The organism is Plastoroseomonas arctica (assembly GCF_018128965.1).
Taxonomy (GTDB): Bacteria; Pseudomonadota; Alphaproteobacteria; order Acetobacterales; family Acetobacteraceae; genus Plastoroseomonas; species Plastoroseomonas arctica.
In genome coordinates this window covers 48450-64333 of the sequence record NZ_JAAEDH010000018.1, presented here as the reverse complement: position 1 = coordinate 64333, position 15884 = coordinate 48450, and the positions used below count along the sequence as shown (strand labels likewise).

Genomic DNA, 15884 nt, shown 5'->3' with positions numbered 1-15884 from the left:
AGAGCGCATGTGAGCGTCACCCGCGAAGGGGCTCGGCGACCTGCCATGCCCGTGTCGCCGTACAGCCTTGTGATGGCCCGAAATCTTCGGGCGGGTTTTGTGGGAATAGACCGAACTTGACCGAGCGTCCCGAAGCGACCGCAGCCGCGGCCGATACCATCGCCGTAGAGCCCACCCCAGCCGCCGCGCCGGATGCGCGCCCCGGGGAGCCCGACGCCGTCGCCGAGCCCGATATCGCCGCCCCGGCGAGCGAATCCGCTGATCCGGTCGCACCGGCTATGGACGCCAGCGCACCGGGCTCTGATGACGCCGCGCCGCACGACGCCGCGGATGCCGAGCAGCAGAGCGAGGACCGCGCCGCAGGGGAGGCCGAGGACACCGACGGCCCCGGCGAGTATCACGGTGAGGACGACGTGCCCGACGATGCTTGGCCCGACGAGGTCGAGCCCGCCCGCGCCACCTTCGCCGATCTCGGCCTCTCGCCCGAAATCATCCAGGCCGTCACCGACAGCGGCTACATCAACCCGACGCCGATCCAGGAACAGGCGATCCCCATCGTGCTGATGGGCCGCGACGTGCTCGGCTGCGCGCAGACCGGCACCGGCAAGACGGCCTCCTTCGTGCTGCCGATGCTCGACATCCTCACCGGCAGCCGGGCCAAGGCGCGCATGCCGCGCAGCCTGATCCTGGAGCCGACGCGCGAACTGGCCCTCCAGGTCGCCGAGAATTTCGTGAAGTACGGCGCCCACCTCAACCTGGTGCACGCGCTGCTCATCGGCGGCGAGAGCATGAACGACCAGCGCAGCGTGCTCGACAAGGGCGTCGACGTGCTGATCGCCACACCAGGACGCCTGCTCGACCTGTTTGACCGCGGCCGCATCCTGCTCGCCGATTGCAAGCTGCTGGTCATCGACGAAGCCGACCGCATGCTGGACATGGGCTTCATCCCCGATGTCGAGCGCATCGTCTCGATGCTGCCGCAGCTGCGCCAGACGCTGTTCTTCTCCGCCACCATGGCCCCCGAGATCCGCAGGCTCGCCGATGCCTTCCTCCAGAACCCCAAGGAGATCAGCGTCTCCGCCCCGGCCTCGGTCGCGACCACGATCACCGCAGGCCTGGTCTATGTGCGCCCCGACCAGAAGCGCGAGGCGCTGCGCCAGCTGGTCCAGCGCGAGCAGGTCAGCAACGCGCTGATCTTCTGCAACCGGAAGGTCGAGGTCGACATTCTCTACAAGAGCCTCAAGAAGCACGGCTTCTCGGCCGGCGCGCTGCACGGCGACATGGAGCAGTCGGCGCGCTTCTCGACGCTGAACGCCTTCAAGGCGAATGAGATCCAGCTGCTGGTGTGCTCGGATGTGGCGGCCCGCGGCCTCGATATCGGCGGGCTCAGCCATGTGTTCAATTTCGACGTGCCCTTCCATTCGGAAGACTACGTCCACCGCATCGGCCGTACCGGACGCGCCGGGCGGGAGGGCCACGCCTACACGATCGCCACCACCGACGACGTGAAGTCGGTGCTCGCCATCGAGAAGCTGACCGGCCGGCCGATCCCGCGCATCACGATCGACGGTCTCGACGTGATCCCCGAGCAGGAGCTCGTCGAGGCTGCCACTGCGCCGAAGCGCGGCCGTGGCGGCCGCGGTGACGCGAAGGGCGGCCGCCGCACCGGATCCGAGGAGCGCGCGCCGCGCGCGGCGGCCCCGCGTGCCGCAGCGCCAAGTGGGGAGGGCGAGGCACGTGGCGACCGTGCGTCGCGCGGACCGCGCCGCGACTCTCCCGATCGCGCACCGCGACGCGATGGCGCCGAGCGCGCGCCCCGCCGCGACGAAGGTGCCGAGCGTGCGCCCCGTCGTGAGACCGCGGAACGGGCTCCGCGTCGCGACATCGAGGCCGAGACGCTGCGCGAGGCGGAAGCCCCTCGGCGCGACGACTACGCCCGCCCCGAGCGGCGCGACGATCACCGCCGCGAAGAATTCCGCCGACGCGACCGCGAGGATCTGGGCCCCTCGGTCCAGGGTTTTGGCGATGCCGTTCCCGCCTTCATGCTCATCCCGATTCCCCGCCCCAAGCGCGACGTCGCGCCGGAAGCCGAGACGGACGCCGCCGAGGCCGCCTGAGGAGAAACGCCCATGAACGTCATCAACGCGCCCGCTCAGAGCGCCGCTGGCAACAAGCCGTCGACGTCGCCCTTCCAGTGGGACGATGCGCTTCTGCTCGATGAGCAGCTCACCGAAGACGAGCGCATGATCCGCGACGCGGCGCACGCGTTCTGCCAGGAGAAGCTGATGCCGCGGATCCTCATGGCCAATCGCCATGAAAAGTTCGACCGCGAGATCATGAACGAGTTTGGCGAGATGGGCTTTTTGGGCGCCACGCTGGACAGCCATGGCTGCGCCGGCGTGTCCTACGTGGCCTACGGGTTGATGGCGCGCGAAGTGGAGCGGGTCGATAGCGGCTATCGCTCCGCCTTCTCGGTGCAGTCCTCGCTGGTGATGTTCCCGATCCACGCCTTCGGCTCCGACGCGCAGAAGGACAAGTTCCTTCCCAAGCTGCGCACCGGCGAATGGGTCGGCTGCTTCGGCCTGACCGAACCGGATGCGGGGTCCGACCCATCCTCGATGCGCACGCGCGCGAAGAAGGTCGATGGCGGTTACCTGGTGAGCGGGTCGAAGACCTGGATCACCAATTCGCCGATCGCCGATCTCGCCGTGGTCTGGGCCAAGGATGATGAGGGCGTCCTGCGCGGCTTCATCCTAGAGCGCGGGATGAAGGGCCTCTCCTTCCCCAAGATCGAGGGCAAGTTCAGCCTTCGTGCGTCGGTGACGGGGATGATCATGATGGATGAGGTTTTCGTCCCCGAGGAGAACCGGCTGCCCGGCGTGAAGTCGCTGGCCGGCCCCTTCTCCTGCCTCAACCGCGCGCGCTACGGAATCGCCTGGGGCGCGCTTGGTGCGGCCGAGTTCTGCTGGCACGCCGCGCGCGACTACACGCTCAACCGGATCATGTTCGGCAAGCCCTTGGCGGCCACCCAGCTGGTGCAGAAGAAGCTCGCCGACATGCAGACCGAGATCACGCTGGGCCTGCAGGCTGTGTTGCGCGTGGGCCGGCTGTTCGACGAGCACAAGGTCGCGCCGGAGATGATCAGCCTCGTCAAGCGCAACAATTGCGGCAAGTCGCTCGACATCGCGCGTGTCGCGCGCGACATGCATGGCGGCAACGGCATCGTCGACGAGTATCACGTCATCCGCCACGTCATGAACCTTGAGACGGTCAACACCTATGAGGGCACGCATGACGTGCACGCCTTGATCCTGGGGCGCGCGCAGACCGGCCTGAACGCCTTCGGCTGAGGGCATGAGCCAACCCACCATCCGCTTCGATGACGGCGCCGTCTACGAGCGCGCGATGGGTGTGTGGAGCCGCGACGCCGGGCAAACCTTCCTCGATTGGCTCGCGCCCGAAGCGGGCCTCGCCTGGGTCGATGTCGGCTGCGGCAATGGGGCCTTCACCGAGCTTCTGATGGAGCGATGCGCACCGTCCGAGGCGCAGGGGATCGATCCCTCCGAGGGCCAGATCAGCTTCGCCCGCCTGCGGGCGGGCGCGGAGGGCGCGGTCTTCCAGCAGGGCGACGCCATGGCGCTGCCCTTTCCCGACCACCGCTTCGACGCCGCGGTGATGGCGCTGGTGATTTTCTTCGTGCCCGACCCGGCAAAGGGCGTGGCCGAGATGGTGCGCGTCACGCGCCCTGGCGGTATGGTCACCGCCTATGCCTGGGACATCCTGGGCGGCGGCTTCCCCTTCGATCCGATCCAGCGCGAGATGCGGCTTCTTGGCGGCTTCCCGGCCCTGCCCCCAAACGCCGCCGTGAGCACCCTTCCGGCCTTGCATGCGCTGTGGACCGCAGCGGGCCTTGAAGAGGTCGAGACGCGCGAGATCATCGCCAGGCGCAGCTTCGATGATTTCGAGGATTTCTGGATATCCAGCACCGGCTCGGGCGGCATGAATCCGTCCCTGGCCGCGATGGCCCCCGGTGATGTCGACCTGGTCAAGTCTCGGGTCGGCGACTCCCTGACCATCGACGCCTCCGGCCGCATCCAGTGCCAGGCTCGCGCCAACGCCGTGCGCGGCCGCGTTCCCGGCTCGCCCCAGTAGCCAAAAATAAGAGAAAGGGGTGCGGGGAAATTCCTTTCCCCGCCGCTTATTCATGGAAACCACCATCCTGCGCATGGGCGCCTCCGGCGACGGCGTCGCCGAGGGCCCGCTCTACATCGCGCGCACCCTTCCCGGCGAGCGCGTCTCGGCCACCCTCGTCAGCCGCGACCGCGCCGAATTCGACGTGATCGTCGTGCCGAGCCCCGACCGCGTCGTCCCCCCCTGCCCGCATTTCGACGAGGGCTGCGGCGGCTGCGCGACGCAGCATTGGGCGGAGGCACCGACCATCGCCTGGAAGCAGGCGCGCCTGGCCGACGCCCTCACCCGCGCCGGCTTCGCGAACCCCACCATGCTCGCGCCCGTCGTGACGCCCCCCGCACGTCGGCGGCGCGCCGACCTCGCCATTCGCCGCGAGGGCCCTGCCCTTCGCCTGGGCTTCCACAAGCGCGTCGAGGGCAGCCTGGTCGATATCGACACCTGCGCGGTGCTGGACCCCGCTTTGGTCGCGCTGCTTGCGCCGCTGGGCGAGGCGTTGCGTCGGCTGCCGGCGTTGAAGCGCGAGGGTTCCGCGGTGCTGAACCTGCTCGACACCGGGCCGGACCTGCTGTTGCGCACGGATGGCCCGCTCGAGGCGCAGGGCCGCGCGGCGCTCGCGTCCTTCGCTGAGGCGCATGGCCTGCCGCGCATCGCCTGGGCGCTGAAGGACGGCACGCCGGAGACGGCCGCGCAGCGCGCGCCGGTGCGCACCAAGGTCGGCGGCCTCACCGTCGCCCCGCCGCCTGGCGCCTTCCTGCAGGCGAGCCCGGAGGGCGAGGCGGCGATCATCGCGGCGGTACTCGCGGGGCTGCCTGACAAGCTGGCAGCCAAGGCGCGCATCGCGGACCTCTTCGCCGGGCTCGGGACGCTCTCCCTGCCGCTTTCGGCGCGCGGCATCGTCACGGGTTACGAAGGCGCGGCCGATGCCGTCGCCGCCATGGACGCCGGGGTGCGCGCGGTTGGCGCCCGGGTGAAGGCGGTGCGGCGCGACCTCGCGCGGCAGCCCTTGTTGGCGGCGGACCTTGCCGGGCTTGCGGCCGTGGTGCTGGACCCGCCGTTTGCCGGCGCGCCCGACCAGATCCCGCACCTGGCGCGCGCGAAGGTGCCACGCATCATCTACGTCTCCTGCAATGCGGTGGCGCTGGGCCGAGACGCGGCGGTGCTGGCCGAGGCCGGGTACCGCCTGGTCTCGGTGCAACTCATTGACCAGTTCCTCTGGTCCGCGCAGATCGAGGCGGTGGCCGTCTTCTCGCTGTAGGCCGCCTACTCGGGCCGCATCTCGTCGAGCAGGATGATGCGGTGCAGTCGGCGCGTGTGCTGCCCCTGGTCCCATTCCGAGGCGCGGTGCAGCGAGCAGCGATTGTCGCTCATCAGCACGTCGCCCGGCATCCAGCGGTGCTTGTGGGTGAAGTCGGGCTTGATCATGTGCGCGAGCAAATCGCCGAACAGCGCGGGGTCCTCGCCTTCGATTTCCGAGCCCCATTCGCCACCGAGGTAGAGGCCGCGGCGCCCGGATTCCGGATGGGTGCGGACCAGCGGATGCACCACATCCGGGAAGCGCGCCGCCTCATCGAGGCATTGCTGCTCGGTCGCGTCGGGGAACAGCGCGCGGTAGAGCTTGGCGCGGCTGTGGCACACGCGCAGGCCGCGGATGCGCGCCTGCATCTCGGACGGCAGCGCTTCCCAGGCGGCGATGCCGTTGGCGTAGGTCGTCTCGCCGGCGGCGGGCGGGATCTGGATCGCGTGGAGGAAGGTGAACAGCGCAGGGATCGCCAGGTGGTAGTGATCCGTGTGCCAGTTCAGCCCGACCTTCGGGGCACCAGCGGGCTTGCCATTCTCGAACACGTTGCCGACGACAAAGACCTCGTGGTGGTCTCGCAGGCACATGTCGCGCCGGCTGGAGAGATCGAGCGTGCCGCCGAAGCGGCGTGCAAAATCCACATAGCCTGCCGGCGTCAGATGCTGCTGACCGCGGATCAACAGCAGCGTCCGCTCGACACAGGCGCCACGCAGGATGGCGGTGAGCTCCGCATCCTCCGGCGCCATCAGGTCGATGCCGCCGATCTCGATGCCGATCGACGGCTCCAGCTCCCGCAGGGTCAGGCCGCGGCGCGCGGCGGCCGCGCGCCATTGCATGAGGCCGGCGCCCATTACGCGGTCTCCTGCACCATCCGCAGCCGCGCCTTGTCCGCATCGGTCTGCAGGAAGCGGTCATAGAGCGGACGCGCGGCGGCCTGGAACGGCGCCTTGTCCGGGTCCACGATGGTCACGCCGAAGCCGCGCACCTGTTGCGCAAGCTGGGCTTCGCCATCGACGACGAACTGGCGTTCGAACACCGCGCTCTCCTCGCCGGCCTGGACCAGGGCGGCGCGGAGATCGGGGGCCAGGGACTGGAACTTGCGCTCGCTGAGCACCACCGGCGCCGTTAGGCTGAGCCAGCCAACGGTGGTCCAGTACTTCGCCACCTCATAGAATTTCTGCGCGACGAAATTGGTGTAGGCAGCCTCGGCGCCATCGACGACGCCAACCTGTATGGCGCTGTACAGCTCGCCATAGGCGAGCGGCGTGGCGTTGGCGCCAAAGGCGTTGAAGGCGGCGACATGCACCGGGTTCTGCTGGGTGCGGATCTTCTTGCCGCGCAGGTCCGCCATGGTGTTCACCGGATCGCGCGTCATGATGTGCCGCACGCCGGAGGAATACAGGCCAAGCACGCGGAAGCCCCGCGCCTGCGCCGCGGTCGCCAATTGCCCGATCGCCGGCGTGCCCGCGACCCGGGCCAGATGCGCGTAGTCGCGGATCAGGAAGGGCATGTCGAGCAGCTGGTACTCGCGCACGAAATTCGCGAACGCCGCGTGAGACGGCACCGCCAGGTCGATGGTGCCCAGCGCCACGCCCTCGACCATCGGCAGCTCATTGCCCAACTGCCCATTGGGGTAGATCTGCAGCCCGAGCCGGCCGGAGGTGATCTCCCGCAGGCGCCGGTCCATGAACTTCAGGCCCTCATCCTGGACCTCGCCGATGGCGTTGGTGTGCGCCGCGCGCAGCACCATGGTCTGCGCGAGCGCTGGCCGCGCGATCCAGGCCGCGGCCAGGCCGCCGCCGAGCATCCGCCTCGTCACATGTCCCATCGACTACCCCCTTCCGAGAACCAGCCGGGGCAGCCACATGACCACCTCCGGCACATAGGTGCACAGCATCAGCACCGCGACCAACGGGATCAGCGGGATCCAGATCACCCGCGCCACCGCGCCCACCGGGCGGCGGGCCACCGTGCAGGCCACGAACATGCATATCCCGTAGGGCGGTGCCACCAACCCGATCGAGAGGTTGATCGACATCACCAGCCCGAAATGCAGCGGGTCGATGCCGAGGCCGATCGCCACCGGCATCAGCACCGGCATCAGGATCAGCAGCGCCGAGATCTCCTCGAAGCACATGCCGACGAACAGCATCAGCAGGTTCACCATCAGCAGGAACAGGTATTTGTTGCCGCCCACCGCGTCGAACCAGCCGGTGATCATCGCCGGCACGTTCTGGATCGCGACCAGCCAGGCGAAGATGGAGGAGGTGCCGACGATGATCATCACCGCGGCCGAGATCCCCACCGTGCGCAGCATCAGCTGCGGCAGCGAGGAAAGCTTCAGCTCCTTGTAGATCAGCAGGTCGATGGTGAGCCCGGCGGCCACGGCCAGCACCCCCGCCTCGGTGGGCGTGACCACGCCGCCGACGATGCCGCCCACGATGATGACCGGGAGCACCAGCGCGGGAATGGCCTTCACGAAGGCCACGCGCAGCCGCGGCACGGAGAAGGGCTCGGTGTCCGTATAACGCGCCTTGTCGCGGCTCGCGTAGATGTAGTGCGTCACCATCAGCCCCAGCGAGGCGATCAGCCCGGGGATGATGCCGCCCAAAAACATCGCGCCTACCGAGAGGTCGCACACCATGGCGAGGACCACCATGATGATCGAGGGCGGGATGATCGGCCCCAGCGCGCCGGCGGCCGCGACCACCGCCACGGAATAGTCGATGTCGTAGCCACGCCTGCGCATCTCCGGCAGCAGGATGGAGGAGACGGCGGCGGTATCCGCGCTGCCCGAACCCGAAATCCCCGACAGGAAGGTCGAGGTCAGCGTCGCCACCATGAACAGGGACCCGCGCACCCAGCCAACCAGCGCCGCCGCCAGCCCCACAATCGCCTTGGCCAGCCCGCCATGCTCCATGATGAGGCCGGAGAGGATGAAGAACGGGATCGCCATCAGCGGGAAGCTGTCGAGCCCGTTGTAGAGGCGCTGCGCCACCACAACCATCGGCACTTCGGTCACCATCGCCAAGGTCAGCGCGGCAGCGACGCCGAGCACGAAGACCATCGGCGCGCCGGCGACCAGCAGCAGGGTGAAGGAGCCGAAGGTCAGGCCCATCTCAATCCACGCGCACGCCGCCGCCGGAGACCACCGGCTCGATCCCCAGGATGGCCGCGCCGAAGGCGAGCGCAGCCTCCAGCCCGAAATAGGCGGCCCCCACCGGCAGCATGCCGTAGGGGATGCTCATCGGCACCTGGAGGCCGGGGCTGGTCTGCCAGGCACCCACCTCCATCAGCAGCATCCCGCCCTCGAACACGACCCAGAGGAACCACAGGCACAGCCCCGCGACGGGCACCAGCAACAGCCGCGCGGCAAACAGCGGCAGGCGTTCGATCACCAGCTCGATGCTGACATGCATCCGCTGGCGCATGGCGTAGCCCGAGCCCAGCAGCACCATCCAGATCTGCGCGAAGGTCGCCGCCTCATCGGCCGCGGCGATGGAATTGTTGAATAAGTAGCGCGCGACCACCTGCGCGAAGATCAGCACCACCATGATCCCGAGCAGGCCGATCAACGTGACGTCGATGGCGCGGCGGAGCCCGGCGAGCGCGCCGCGCGCAAGCCGCCCCATCAGGGGCCAGGGCGTTCGCTGCGATGTCGATGCGGAGGACATGTCGATGATGCTGCGCCGTGCCTTCGGGCGCCAACAAGCCGTTCACGAGTCCGTTTGTGGCGCTCCGTGACACGTCCGCTCAATCACGCGGCACTCTCGTGTGGAACATGCCTGGGTAGGCGGCAGAGCCCGAGCCGAGCCGCCCTTAGCGCGCCTCGCCCTGCGCGAGGAAGATGGTGCAGTCGCGCAATTCGCCGAGCAGGGCTTCCTCGGTCACCGGCCGCGCGCGGCTATCGGTGTCCACGATGCGCAGCGGAAAGCGCGACGCCATGGCGGCGACGAAACCCTGCGGATCATGGCAGGCATCGGCCTGGAAGTGCAGCAGCACGCGGACGTCCGGGCTGCGATCCAGCAGCGCCTGCGCACCAAGCCAGATGAGCTCGGCATTAGTGCCGGTGTTGATCTTGATGAGGTCGACAGGCCCCTGCTCCAGCTCGTCCAGCGCCATCGAGGGCGCCTGCACGGTCGCGCCGCCTTCGCCATATTCGAACCAGGTTGCGAAGGGGCCATGGAAGGGCCCGGTGATGCGGGCGCGCAGCTTCGTCGCCGCCTCGGCGCGGAAGCCGGCCGCGGCGCGCTGCAGCGTCGCCGGTGGGCTGCTGCCGTTGATGGCGAGGTTCCGACCGCACAGCCAGTGCAGCCAGGGGTTGGGCTCCAGCGCCAGCAACCGGCCGCCGGGGCCGATCAGGTCCGCCATCACCACGCTGAAATAGCCGTACTGGGCACCGATCTCGACGACCTGCTCGCCGCGCGCCAGGTTGCGCGCGATGAACTCGGTCACCCAGTACTGCCAGTAGCCATCGAGCAGCAGATGCGGCGCCATGCCGGTATCGGCGGCGTCGACGTGGAACTTGTAGCGCCCGAGGATGCGGCACAGCACGGACCCGTCGGGCAGCGGCACCGTCTGGCTGCGGTCGCGGATGGTGGCCTCGATGTCGCGCCGGTTGCCGGTCTGGATGAGTTCATCGAGCGCGGTGACGTCGCGCCGGCCGACCGCCGAGCGGACATGGTCGAGATCGGCCCTGATCTGCGCAAGGTCGCCGCGGATGCGGAACAGGTCCTCGTGCATGGCGCCGAGATCACCGAAGGCGTTGCCGCCGCCGCCGCCATCGAGACCGAGGAACCGGGCAAGGCTGCCCTTGCGCATGGCGGCCGGCGGGGGCGGTTCATCCTTGGGCAAACGCGCACTTCCTTCGTTTTGCACTGCCGCGAAGACCCCCGTGCAGGGGCTTGTGCCTCCATGACGGATATCAGATCGGTTTGGCGAAATCACGCCCGGCTCGGCACTTATGGGCTTGAAAACACGCCGGTCCTGGTCACTCTACCAGCCTCATCGCACCAAGGGAACGTCATGCCCATCCAACGCCGCACCGCTTTCGCCGCCGGCCTTGCCGCCGCGGCCATGCCGATCCTCGGCCAAGGCGCGAGCGCCCAGACCGCGCCGGCCGCGCCGGCCGCGCCCGCGATGCCGGGCTCGCCCGGCTTCTACAAGTTCAAGGTCGGCAGCTTCACCGTGACCACGGTGCATGATGGCTCGCGCCCTGTGCCGCTCACCGGCTTCGTGCGCAACGCGCCGATCGAGGATGTGCAGCGCGTGCTGGCGGAGAGCTTCCTGCCGACCGACCAGCTGCGCATTCCCTTCACGCTGACCGTGGTCGAAGCCGGCGCGAACCTGATCGTGTTCGACAGCGGCAACGGCGCGCAGCCCGCCGGCGCCCCGGTGGGCCTGTTCATGACCAATTTCCGGGCGGCGGGCTACGACCCGGCGCGCGTCACGCATGTCGTCGTCAGCCATTTCCACGGCGACCACATCAACGGCCTGATCGATGCCGGCGGCGCCCGCGCCTTCCCCAACGCCACCGTCATGGTGCCCGAGACCGAGTGGGCCTGGTGGATGGATGAGGGCAATACCGGCCGCACGCCGGAAAACCAGCGGGGCAACTTCGCCAATGCGGCGCGGCGCTTCGCCCCTTGGCGCGCCGACGTGCAGCGATTCGCCGACGGCGCGACGATCCTGCCCGGCATTCGCGCCCATGCCGCCTATGGCCATACGCCCGGCCACACGACCTTCCACATCGCTGATGGCGGCGAGCAGATGATGTTCCTCGCCGACGTCACCAACCGTCCGGAGCTGCTGGCACGCCGCCCGGATTTCCAAATCGTCTTCGACTCCGACCCGACCGTGGCGGAAGCGACCCGCCGTCGCGTCTTCGACCGGGTTGCCACCGATCGCATCCGCGTCACCGGCTATCACTTCCCCTTCCCGGCCCAGGGCTACGTCGCGAAGGAAGGCAATGGCTACCGCTTCATTCCCGGCGATTGGGCCGCCGGCATCTGACCAAAGATGGCGTTGGCCGGTGTCATGCACCGGCTAACGCCTCGGGTCAGCCGGCGCGGAGCCCGGTCCAGTCAGCCGGGTGGAAGCGGAACGCGCCGCCCTCCCGCGCGATGTTTCCGGTGGCCGGGAACGGGAAATGGTACCCCGCCACCAGCACGCGATCGGTCGCGACCATGTCGAGGATCCGCCTGCGGCTCACCACGGCGGCAGCACCGTCGAAATCGAACACGGAGGTATAGTCCGGCCGGCGCGCGAACAGCTCCGGACGGTGGGTGATGTCCGCGAGCAGCATGAACGCCGCGCCTGCATCGGATATCTGGAACACCGTGTGGCCGGGACTGTGACCATAGGCGGCGATCGCGCGAACCCCCGGCAGCAGCTCGGCACCGTCGCCGTAGCGCCGCACGCGGCCATTATAGGGCGCGAAGCGGCGCGCGAAATTGGCGAAGTTGACCCTCTGACCGGCCGGGCTGCGGCCCTCATTCGTGGCATCGCCCCACCAGGCCCATTCCAGTTCCGGCAGCAGGATCTCCGCCTTCTCGAACACGGCGCGGCCCTCGGCCGTCGCGAGGCCGTGGATGTGGTCCTGATGGCAGTGGCTGATCACCACCATGTCGATCGCGGCCGGATCGATGCCGGCCGCGCGCATGTTGCCGGCGAGCCGCCCGGCCGTGGGTGCCGCCTGGCCGCCGGTACCGGTGTCGAACATGACCAGCTTGTCGGCGGTCTGCAGGACCGTGACGGTGTAGGGGCCGAGATAGTGGTCGGTCGGCAGCATGCTCTCGGCCAGCACGGAGCGGACCTCGTCCGCGCCCGCATTCAGCACGAGGCCCTCGACGGCGCGCCGCCCGTGGCCGTCATGGAGCTGCGTCACGGTGAAGCCGCCCACACGGAAGCGGAACACGTCGGCCGTGGCGCTCAGCGCCGGCGGGCAGATATGCGCCTCGGCGGCGGCGGGCGTCAGGCCGGCCGCCACGGCGGCGCCTAGCGCGAAGCGGCGCGTGGTGTCAGTCATGGTCGTCTCCCCTGCTGGCCCTGAACCTGCTTGTGGCCTAAAGCGCGCCACACTCGCTAAATTCCTCGCGCGCGCCAAGGAGTATCGATCGATGAGTGAACGCCACATCTGGGTGGTCTGGGGTGGCGTCTTCACCGACACCCAATTCGTGACGCTCGAGCCTGGCACCGAGGAGCTGCACGGGCCGTTCCATGACGAGGCAAGCGCGCTGCGCGCCTGGCAGGACGGAACGCGCCGCAAGGTCGATATCGCGACACACCGGCTCTTCGTCATGGTGGCACGCGACACCGGCGCCTAGACGGCCGGGTTCGCGAGAGCCGCTCAGGCGCCTTCGGGCCTGCGGCGGTCCAGGCCCATGAAGACGATCAGGTCACGCTCGTCGCGCGCGGCGGCCGGCATGGCGTGCCAGGCGTGGAACTCATCCAGCACCAGCGCGGTGATCGGCGCCATGCGGCCACTTCGCGCGGCATCCTCGGGATACCAGGCGATTTCGTCGAGTTCGCCCGAACCCGCCAGCGAGCCGGTTGCGACCTCACCAGGCCCGATGAGGAAGCGCGCGTTGAACCGGATCGGCCGCGACGCGGGCGTGACTGCGCGGCATAGATAGTCGAGTGCGGCCAGCTCGGGTCCCGGCCACGACCCGAAGGACAGACCGGTCTCCTCCTGCAACTCGCGGCATGCCGCGATGGCGAGGGCACGGGCGAGCGAAGGCTTCGCACGACGCTCCAGCATGGCGCGCACCGGTGCACGGAGTTCCGAGGCTGCCTCCGCGGCATGATCGGCGCGATCCACCATCCCGCCCGGGAAGACCAACACGCCCGGCATGAAGCGCGCCGAGGCGTGGCGCCGCCCCATCAGGATCTCGGGGCCCCGCGGGGTGTCGCGCCACAGGATCAGCGTCGCGGCGTTGCGGGGATGGGCGCGCTTGCGCGGCGGCTTGCCGCCGGCATCGGCGCTGCCGGGATTGTCGTCCTCTGCCGGCTTGTGGGTGGTTTCAGGCAAGGTCGAAGCCGCGCCCGCGGAGCCAGGTGGCGAAGCCGAAGCGCTCAGGCACGGAAAGCTGCCGCGCGACATTCTCAGACCAGACACAGCCTTCGGGCGCCGGGCCGTGGATTTCGGGATAGCGTGGCTTTCCCGGTGGGCGCAGCGCGTCATAGGCGGGCAATGCCGCGGCGAGCGCATCATCGTCATCGGCATAGCGTTCTTGGTGCACGACCACGGCCTGCGGAAGCCGTGGCGAGGCAGGCCCGCGCGCGGCAGGAACGCCCAGCGTCAGCCCCGCGACGGGGTAGACGCCGCGGGGAAGGCCGAACAGCGGCCCCACCTTCTCGATGTGGCTGCGCACATAGCTGATCGGACAGGTGCCCAAGCCGAGCGCATCCGCCGCCGCCATCGCCGCGCCCATGGCAAGCGCAGCGTCCACGGCTGTGTTGAGGAAGGTGTCGAGATTGTTGTTCGCGTGCTCGCGCCCGCGTAGGGCGGTGACCTGCTGGCCGCGCCGCATGTCGCCGCAGAACAGCAGCAGGACCGGTGCCTCGGTGATCCAGGGCATGGTGCCGATCCAAGCGGCGACGGCAGCGATCTTGGCGGCGTCGCGCGTGACCAGGATGGAATATTGCTGCAGATCCGACTTGGACGGCGCCGACTGGGCGCCGGCAAGCACCGCCTGCAGCAGCGCCTCGGGGATGGGGTCCGCGCGATAGCGGCGCGTCACCCGGCGGTCCAGCAGCGCCTTGAACGCCTCGGGCACCGCGTCGGGAAGGGCAAAATCGGCGTTGCCGTAGCGGGCTTGCAGAAGGTCCGTCATGCGCGCGTCAGCCAGGCATCGGCGACGGTCAAGTCGCGCTCGTGAACCACCAGCGGGTTGATCTCGGCTTCCGCGATGGCCGGGCGCTTCGAGGTCGCGGCGGAAGCCGATGATGGCCACAGCGGGCAACCGCGCCCGGCGACGCTTTCGAACATGTCCATGGTCAACGAAGGCCTCTCGGGGTGCAGGTCTCGGGTGGCTCGGCCGGGATCTCGTCGGCCAGCAGCAGCAGGAAGGGCGTGGTGTCGCCCGGACCAGGCGCGGCCAGGTCGCGCGTCAACGGCACGGCGCGCTGTGCCACGATCATCGCCTGCGTCGCCTGCCGCGCCAACAGGTTGCGCGTGACGCGCACCAACGCGCCGCGCCGCCCTTCCGGCTGGCCGGGCAGGCCATCCACGACCACCAGCGCCGGCGGCCGCGCCCAGGGCTGCGCCGAGGGCAGCTCCTCCAGGTGGCGCGCCGAACCATGAAGCAGGCAACCGAGGGACGGCAGGACTACCGACAGGGTGTCCACCACGGGAAGCCCGTCCGCGGCCCGGGCCAGCACCGGCGAGACGCCCTGCCCCATGGCAGCCGAGGCCAGCAGGACCAGCGGCACCACCAGGCGCAGGATCACACCGGATCCCAGCAGAACACGTCGCCCGAACGCTCGAGCGGCGAGAAGGCCGGCTTCAGCGCGGGCAGCGCGTATTCGGCGATGGTCTCCGGCGTCCAGCCCTCGCTGCGATGGATGCCGCGGACCGGGCGCATCGCGTTGAACACGAACAGCTCGTTCATGCGCGGCGCGAACACCTGTCCCGTCACTTCCTTCGCCGCATCCGAGGCAAGGAACACCGCGAGCGGGGCGTTCTTCTCCGGCCCCATCGCCATCAGCCGCTGCACGCGCGCCTTCTGCTCGGGCGTTTCCGCCGGGATCGAGCTGGTCATGCGGCTCCACGCGAAGGGAGCGAGGCAGTTCGAACGCACGCCGAAGCGCTGCATGTCGAGCGCGATCGACTTCGACAGCGCGACGATCCCCAGCTTCGCCGCCGAGTAATTCGCCTGCCCGAAATTGCCGATCAGCCCGGAGGTCGAGGTGATGTGCACCATCGCGCCCGACCCCTGCTTGCGGAAATGCTCGGCCGCGGCGCGGGAGACGAAGAAACTGCCATTGAGGTGGACGTTGATGACCGCCAGCCATTCCTCCGGCGAGGTCTTGTGGAAGATCTGGTCGCGCAGGATGCCGGCATTGTTCACGACGATGTCGATGCGCCCGAAATTATCCAGCGCGCATTGCACGATCTTCTGCGCATTCGCCCATTCGCTGACGCTGTCGGTGTTGATGGCCGCCGCACCGCCACGCTGCTCGATGATGGCCTTGGTCTGCTCTGCCGGGGTTGCGGAGAGGCCCTCGCCGGTGAGGCTCGCACCGATGTCGTTGATGACGACCTTGGCACCCGCCTGCGCCATGGCGAGCGCGATCTCGCGCCCGATGCCGCCGCCCGAACCGGTGACGACCGCGACTTTTCCTTCGAGCATCATCGATGCGTTTCCCTCTTTGCTTGTGTCTCGGTTCTAGTCCC

17 protein-coding genes are annotated in these 15884 nt (G+C 69.0%); 6 read left to right on the top strand and 11 right to left on the bottom strand.

Going from position 1 to position 15884, the window contains the following annotated elements:
- Positions 1 to 278: 278 nt before the first annotated feature.
- The 4 genes from GXW79_RS15350 to GXW79_RS15335 are packed head-to-tail and all read left to right on the top strand — an operon-like array spanning position 279 to position 5446.
- Positions 279 to 2117, top strand: coding sequence for a DEAD/DEAH box helicase (locus GXW79_RS15350; RefSeq protein ID WP_211875348.1), 1839 nt, complete (start codon positions 279 to 281; stop codon positions 2115 to 2117).
- Between the two features lie 12 nt (positions 2118 to 2129).
- Entirely contained in the window at positions 2130 to 3350 is a 1221-nt protein-coding gene (locus GXW79_RS15345) for an acyl-CoA dehydrogenase (protein WP_211875307.1), read from the top strand.
- A 4-nt stretch (positions 3351 to 3354) separates the two neighbouring features.
- Entirely contained in the window at positions 3355 to 4152 is a 798-nt protein-coding gene (locus tag GXW79_RS15340; protein ID WP_211875305.1) for a class I SAM-dependent methyltransferase, read from the top strand.
- A gap of 52 nt (positions 4153 to 4204) precedes the next feature.
- Entirely contained in the window at positions 4205 to 5446 is a 1242-nt protein-coding gene (locus tag GXW79_RS15335; protein WP_211875303.1) for a class I SAM-dependent RNA methyltransferase, read from the top strand.
- A gap of 5 nt (positions 5447 to 5451) precedes the next feature.
- Here GXW79_RS15335 and GXW79_RS15330 read toward each other — a convergent pair whose 3' ends face one another.
- From GXW79_RS15330 to GXW79_RS15310, 5 genes are all read right to left on the bottom strand, one after another.
- Positions 5452 to 6339 (bottom strand): TauD/TfdA dioxygenase family protein, encoded by an 888-nt coding sequence (locus tag GXW79_RS15330; protein WP_211875301.1) that lies wholly within the window; start codon positions 6337 to 6339, stop codon positions 5452 to 5454.
- Positions 6339 to 7316 (bottom strand): TRAP transporter substrate-binding protein, encoded by a 978-nt coding sequence (locus GXW79_RS15325; protein ID WP_211875299.1) that lies wholly within the window; start codon positions 7314 to 7316, stop codon positions 6339 to 6341. The genes GXW79_RS15330 and GXW79_RS15325 overlap by 1 nt, the downstream gene beginning before the upstream one ends.
- 3 nt (positions 7317 to 7319) lie before the next feature.
- Positions 7320 to 8606, bottom strand: coding sequence for a TRAP transporter large permease (locus GXW79_RS15320; protein ID WP_211875297.1), 1287 nt, complete (start codon positions 8604 to 8606; stop codon positions 7320 to 7322).
- A gap of 1 nt (position 8607) precedes the next feature.
- Positions 8608 to 9162: a TRAP transporter small permease gene (locus GXW79_RS15315; protein WP_211875296.1), complete on the bottom strand. Its 555-nt coding sequence runs from the start codon at positions 9160 to 9162 to the stop codon at positions 8608 to 8610.
- Positions 9163 to 9307: 145 nt separating this feature from the next.
- A complete protein-coding gene (locus GXW79_RS15310; RefSeq protein WP_211875294.1) occupies positions 9308 to 10342 on the bottom strand; it encodes a class I SAM-dependent methyltransferase in 1035 nt (344 codons plus the stop codon).
- 171 nt (positions 10343 to 10513) lie between these two features.
- Here GXW79_RS15310 and GXW79_RS15305 point away from each other — a divergent pair, with 171 nt between their 5' ends.
- On the top strand, positions 10514 to 11500 hold the full coding sequence (locus tag GXW79_RS15305) for an MBL fold metallo-hydrolase (RefSeq protein ID WP_211875292.1): 987 nt from the start codon (positions 10514 to 10516) through the stop codon (positions 11498 to 11500).
- Between the two features lie 46 nt (positions 11501 to 11546).
- Here the strand turns inward: GXW79_RS15305 and GXW79_RS15300 are convergent, their stop codons facing one another.
- Positions 11547 to 12515: an MBL fold metallo-hydrolase gene (locus tag GXW79_RS15300; RefSeq protein WP_211875291.1), complete on the bottom strand. Its 969-nt coding sequence runs from the start codon at positions 12513 to 12515 to the stop codon at positions 11547 to 11549.
- 91 nt (positions 12516 to 12606) lie between these two features.
- Between GXW79_RS15300 and GXW79_RS15295 the strand changes: the two genes are divergently transcribed.
- Complete coding sequence (locus GXW79_RS15295; protein ID WP_211875289.1) at positions 12607 to 12813, top strand: DUF4170 domain-containing protein; 207 nt, start codon at positions 12607 to 12609, stop codon at positions 12811 to 12813.
- 23 nt (positions 12814 to 12836) lie between these two features.
- Here the strand turns inward: GXW79_RS15295 and GXW79_RS15290 are convergent, their stop codons facing one another.
- The 5 genes from GXW79_RS15290 to GXW79_RS15270 are packed head-to-tail and all read right to left on the bottom strand — an operon-like array spanning position 12837 to position 15843.
- On the bottom strand, positions 12837 to 13517 hold the full coding sequence (locus tag GXW79_RS15290; RefSeq protein ID WP_246504035.1) for an NUDIX hydrolase: 681 nt from the start codon (positions 13515 to 13517) through the stop codon (positions 12837 to 12839).
- On the bottom strand, positions 13510 to 14322 hold the full coding sequence (locus tag GXW79_RS15285; protein WP_211875288.1) for a nitroreductase family protein: 813 nt from the start codon (positions 14320 to 14322) through the stop codon (positions 13510 to 13512). Before GXW79_RS15285 ends, GXW79_RS15290 begins: the two co-directional genes overlap by 8 nt.
- Positions 14319 to 14483, bottom strand: a complete 165-nt coding sequence (locus GXW79_RS15280) for a hypothetical protein (protein ID WP_211875287.1) — start codon at positions 14481 to 14483, stop codon at positions 14319 to 14321. The genes GXW79_RS15285 and GXW79_RS15280 overlap by 4 nt, the downstream gene beginning before the upstream one ends.
- Positions 14484 to 14485: 2 nt before the next feature.
- The gene (locus tag GXW79_RS15275; protein WP_211875286.1) at positions 14486 to 14938 is read right to left on the bottom strand and encodes a hypothetical protein; all 453 of its coding nucleotides are present in this window, start codon (positions 14936 to 14938) and stop codon (positions 14486 to 14488) included.
- The gene (locus GXW79_RS15270; RefSeq protein WP_211875284.1) at positions 14935 to 15843 is read right to left on the bottom strand and encodes an SDR family NAD(P)-dependent oxidoreductase; all 909 of its coding nucleotides are present in this window, start codon (positions 15841 to 15843) and stop codon (positions 14935 to 14937) included. Before GXW79_RS15270 ends, GXW79_RS15275 begins: the two co-directional genes overlap by 4 nt.
- Positions 15844 to 15884 lie beyond the last annotated feature (41 nt).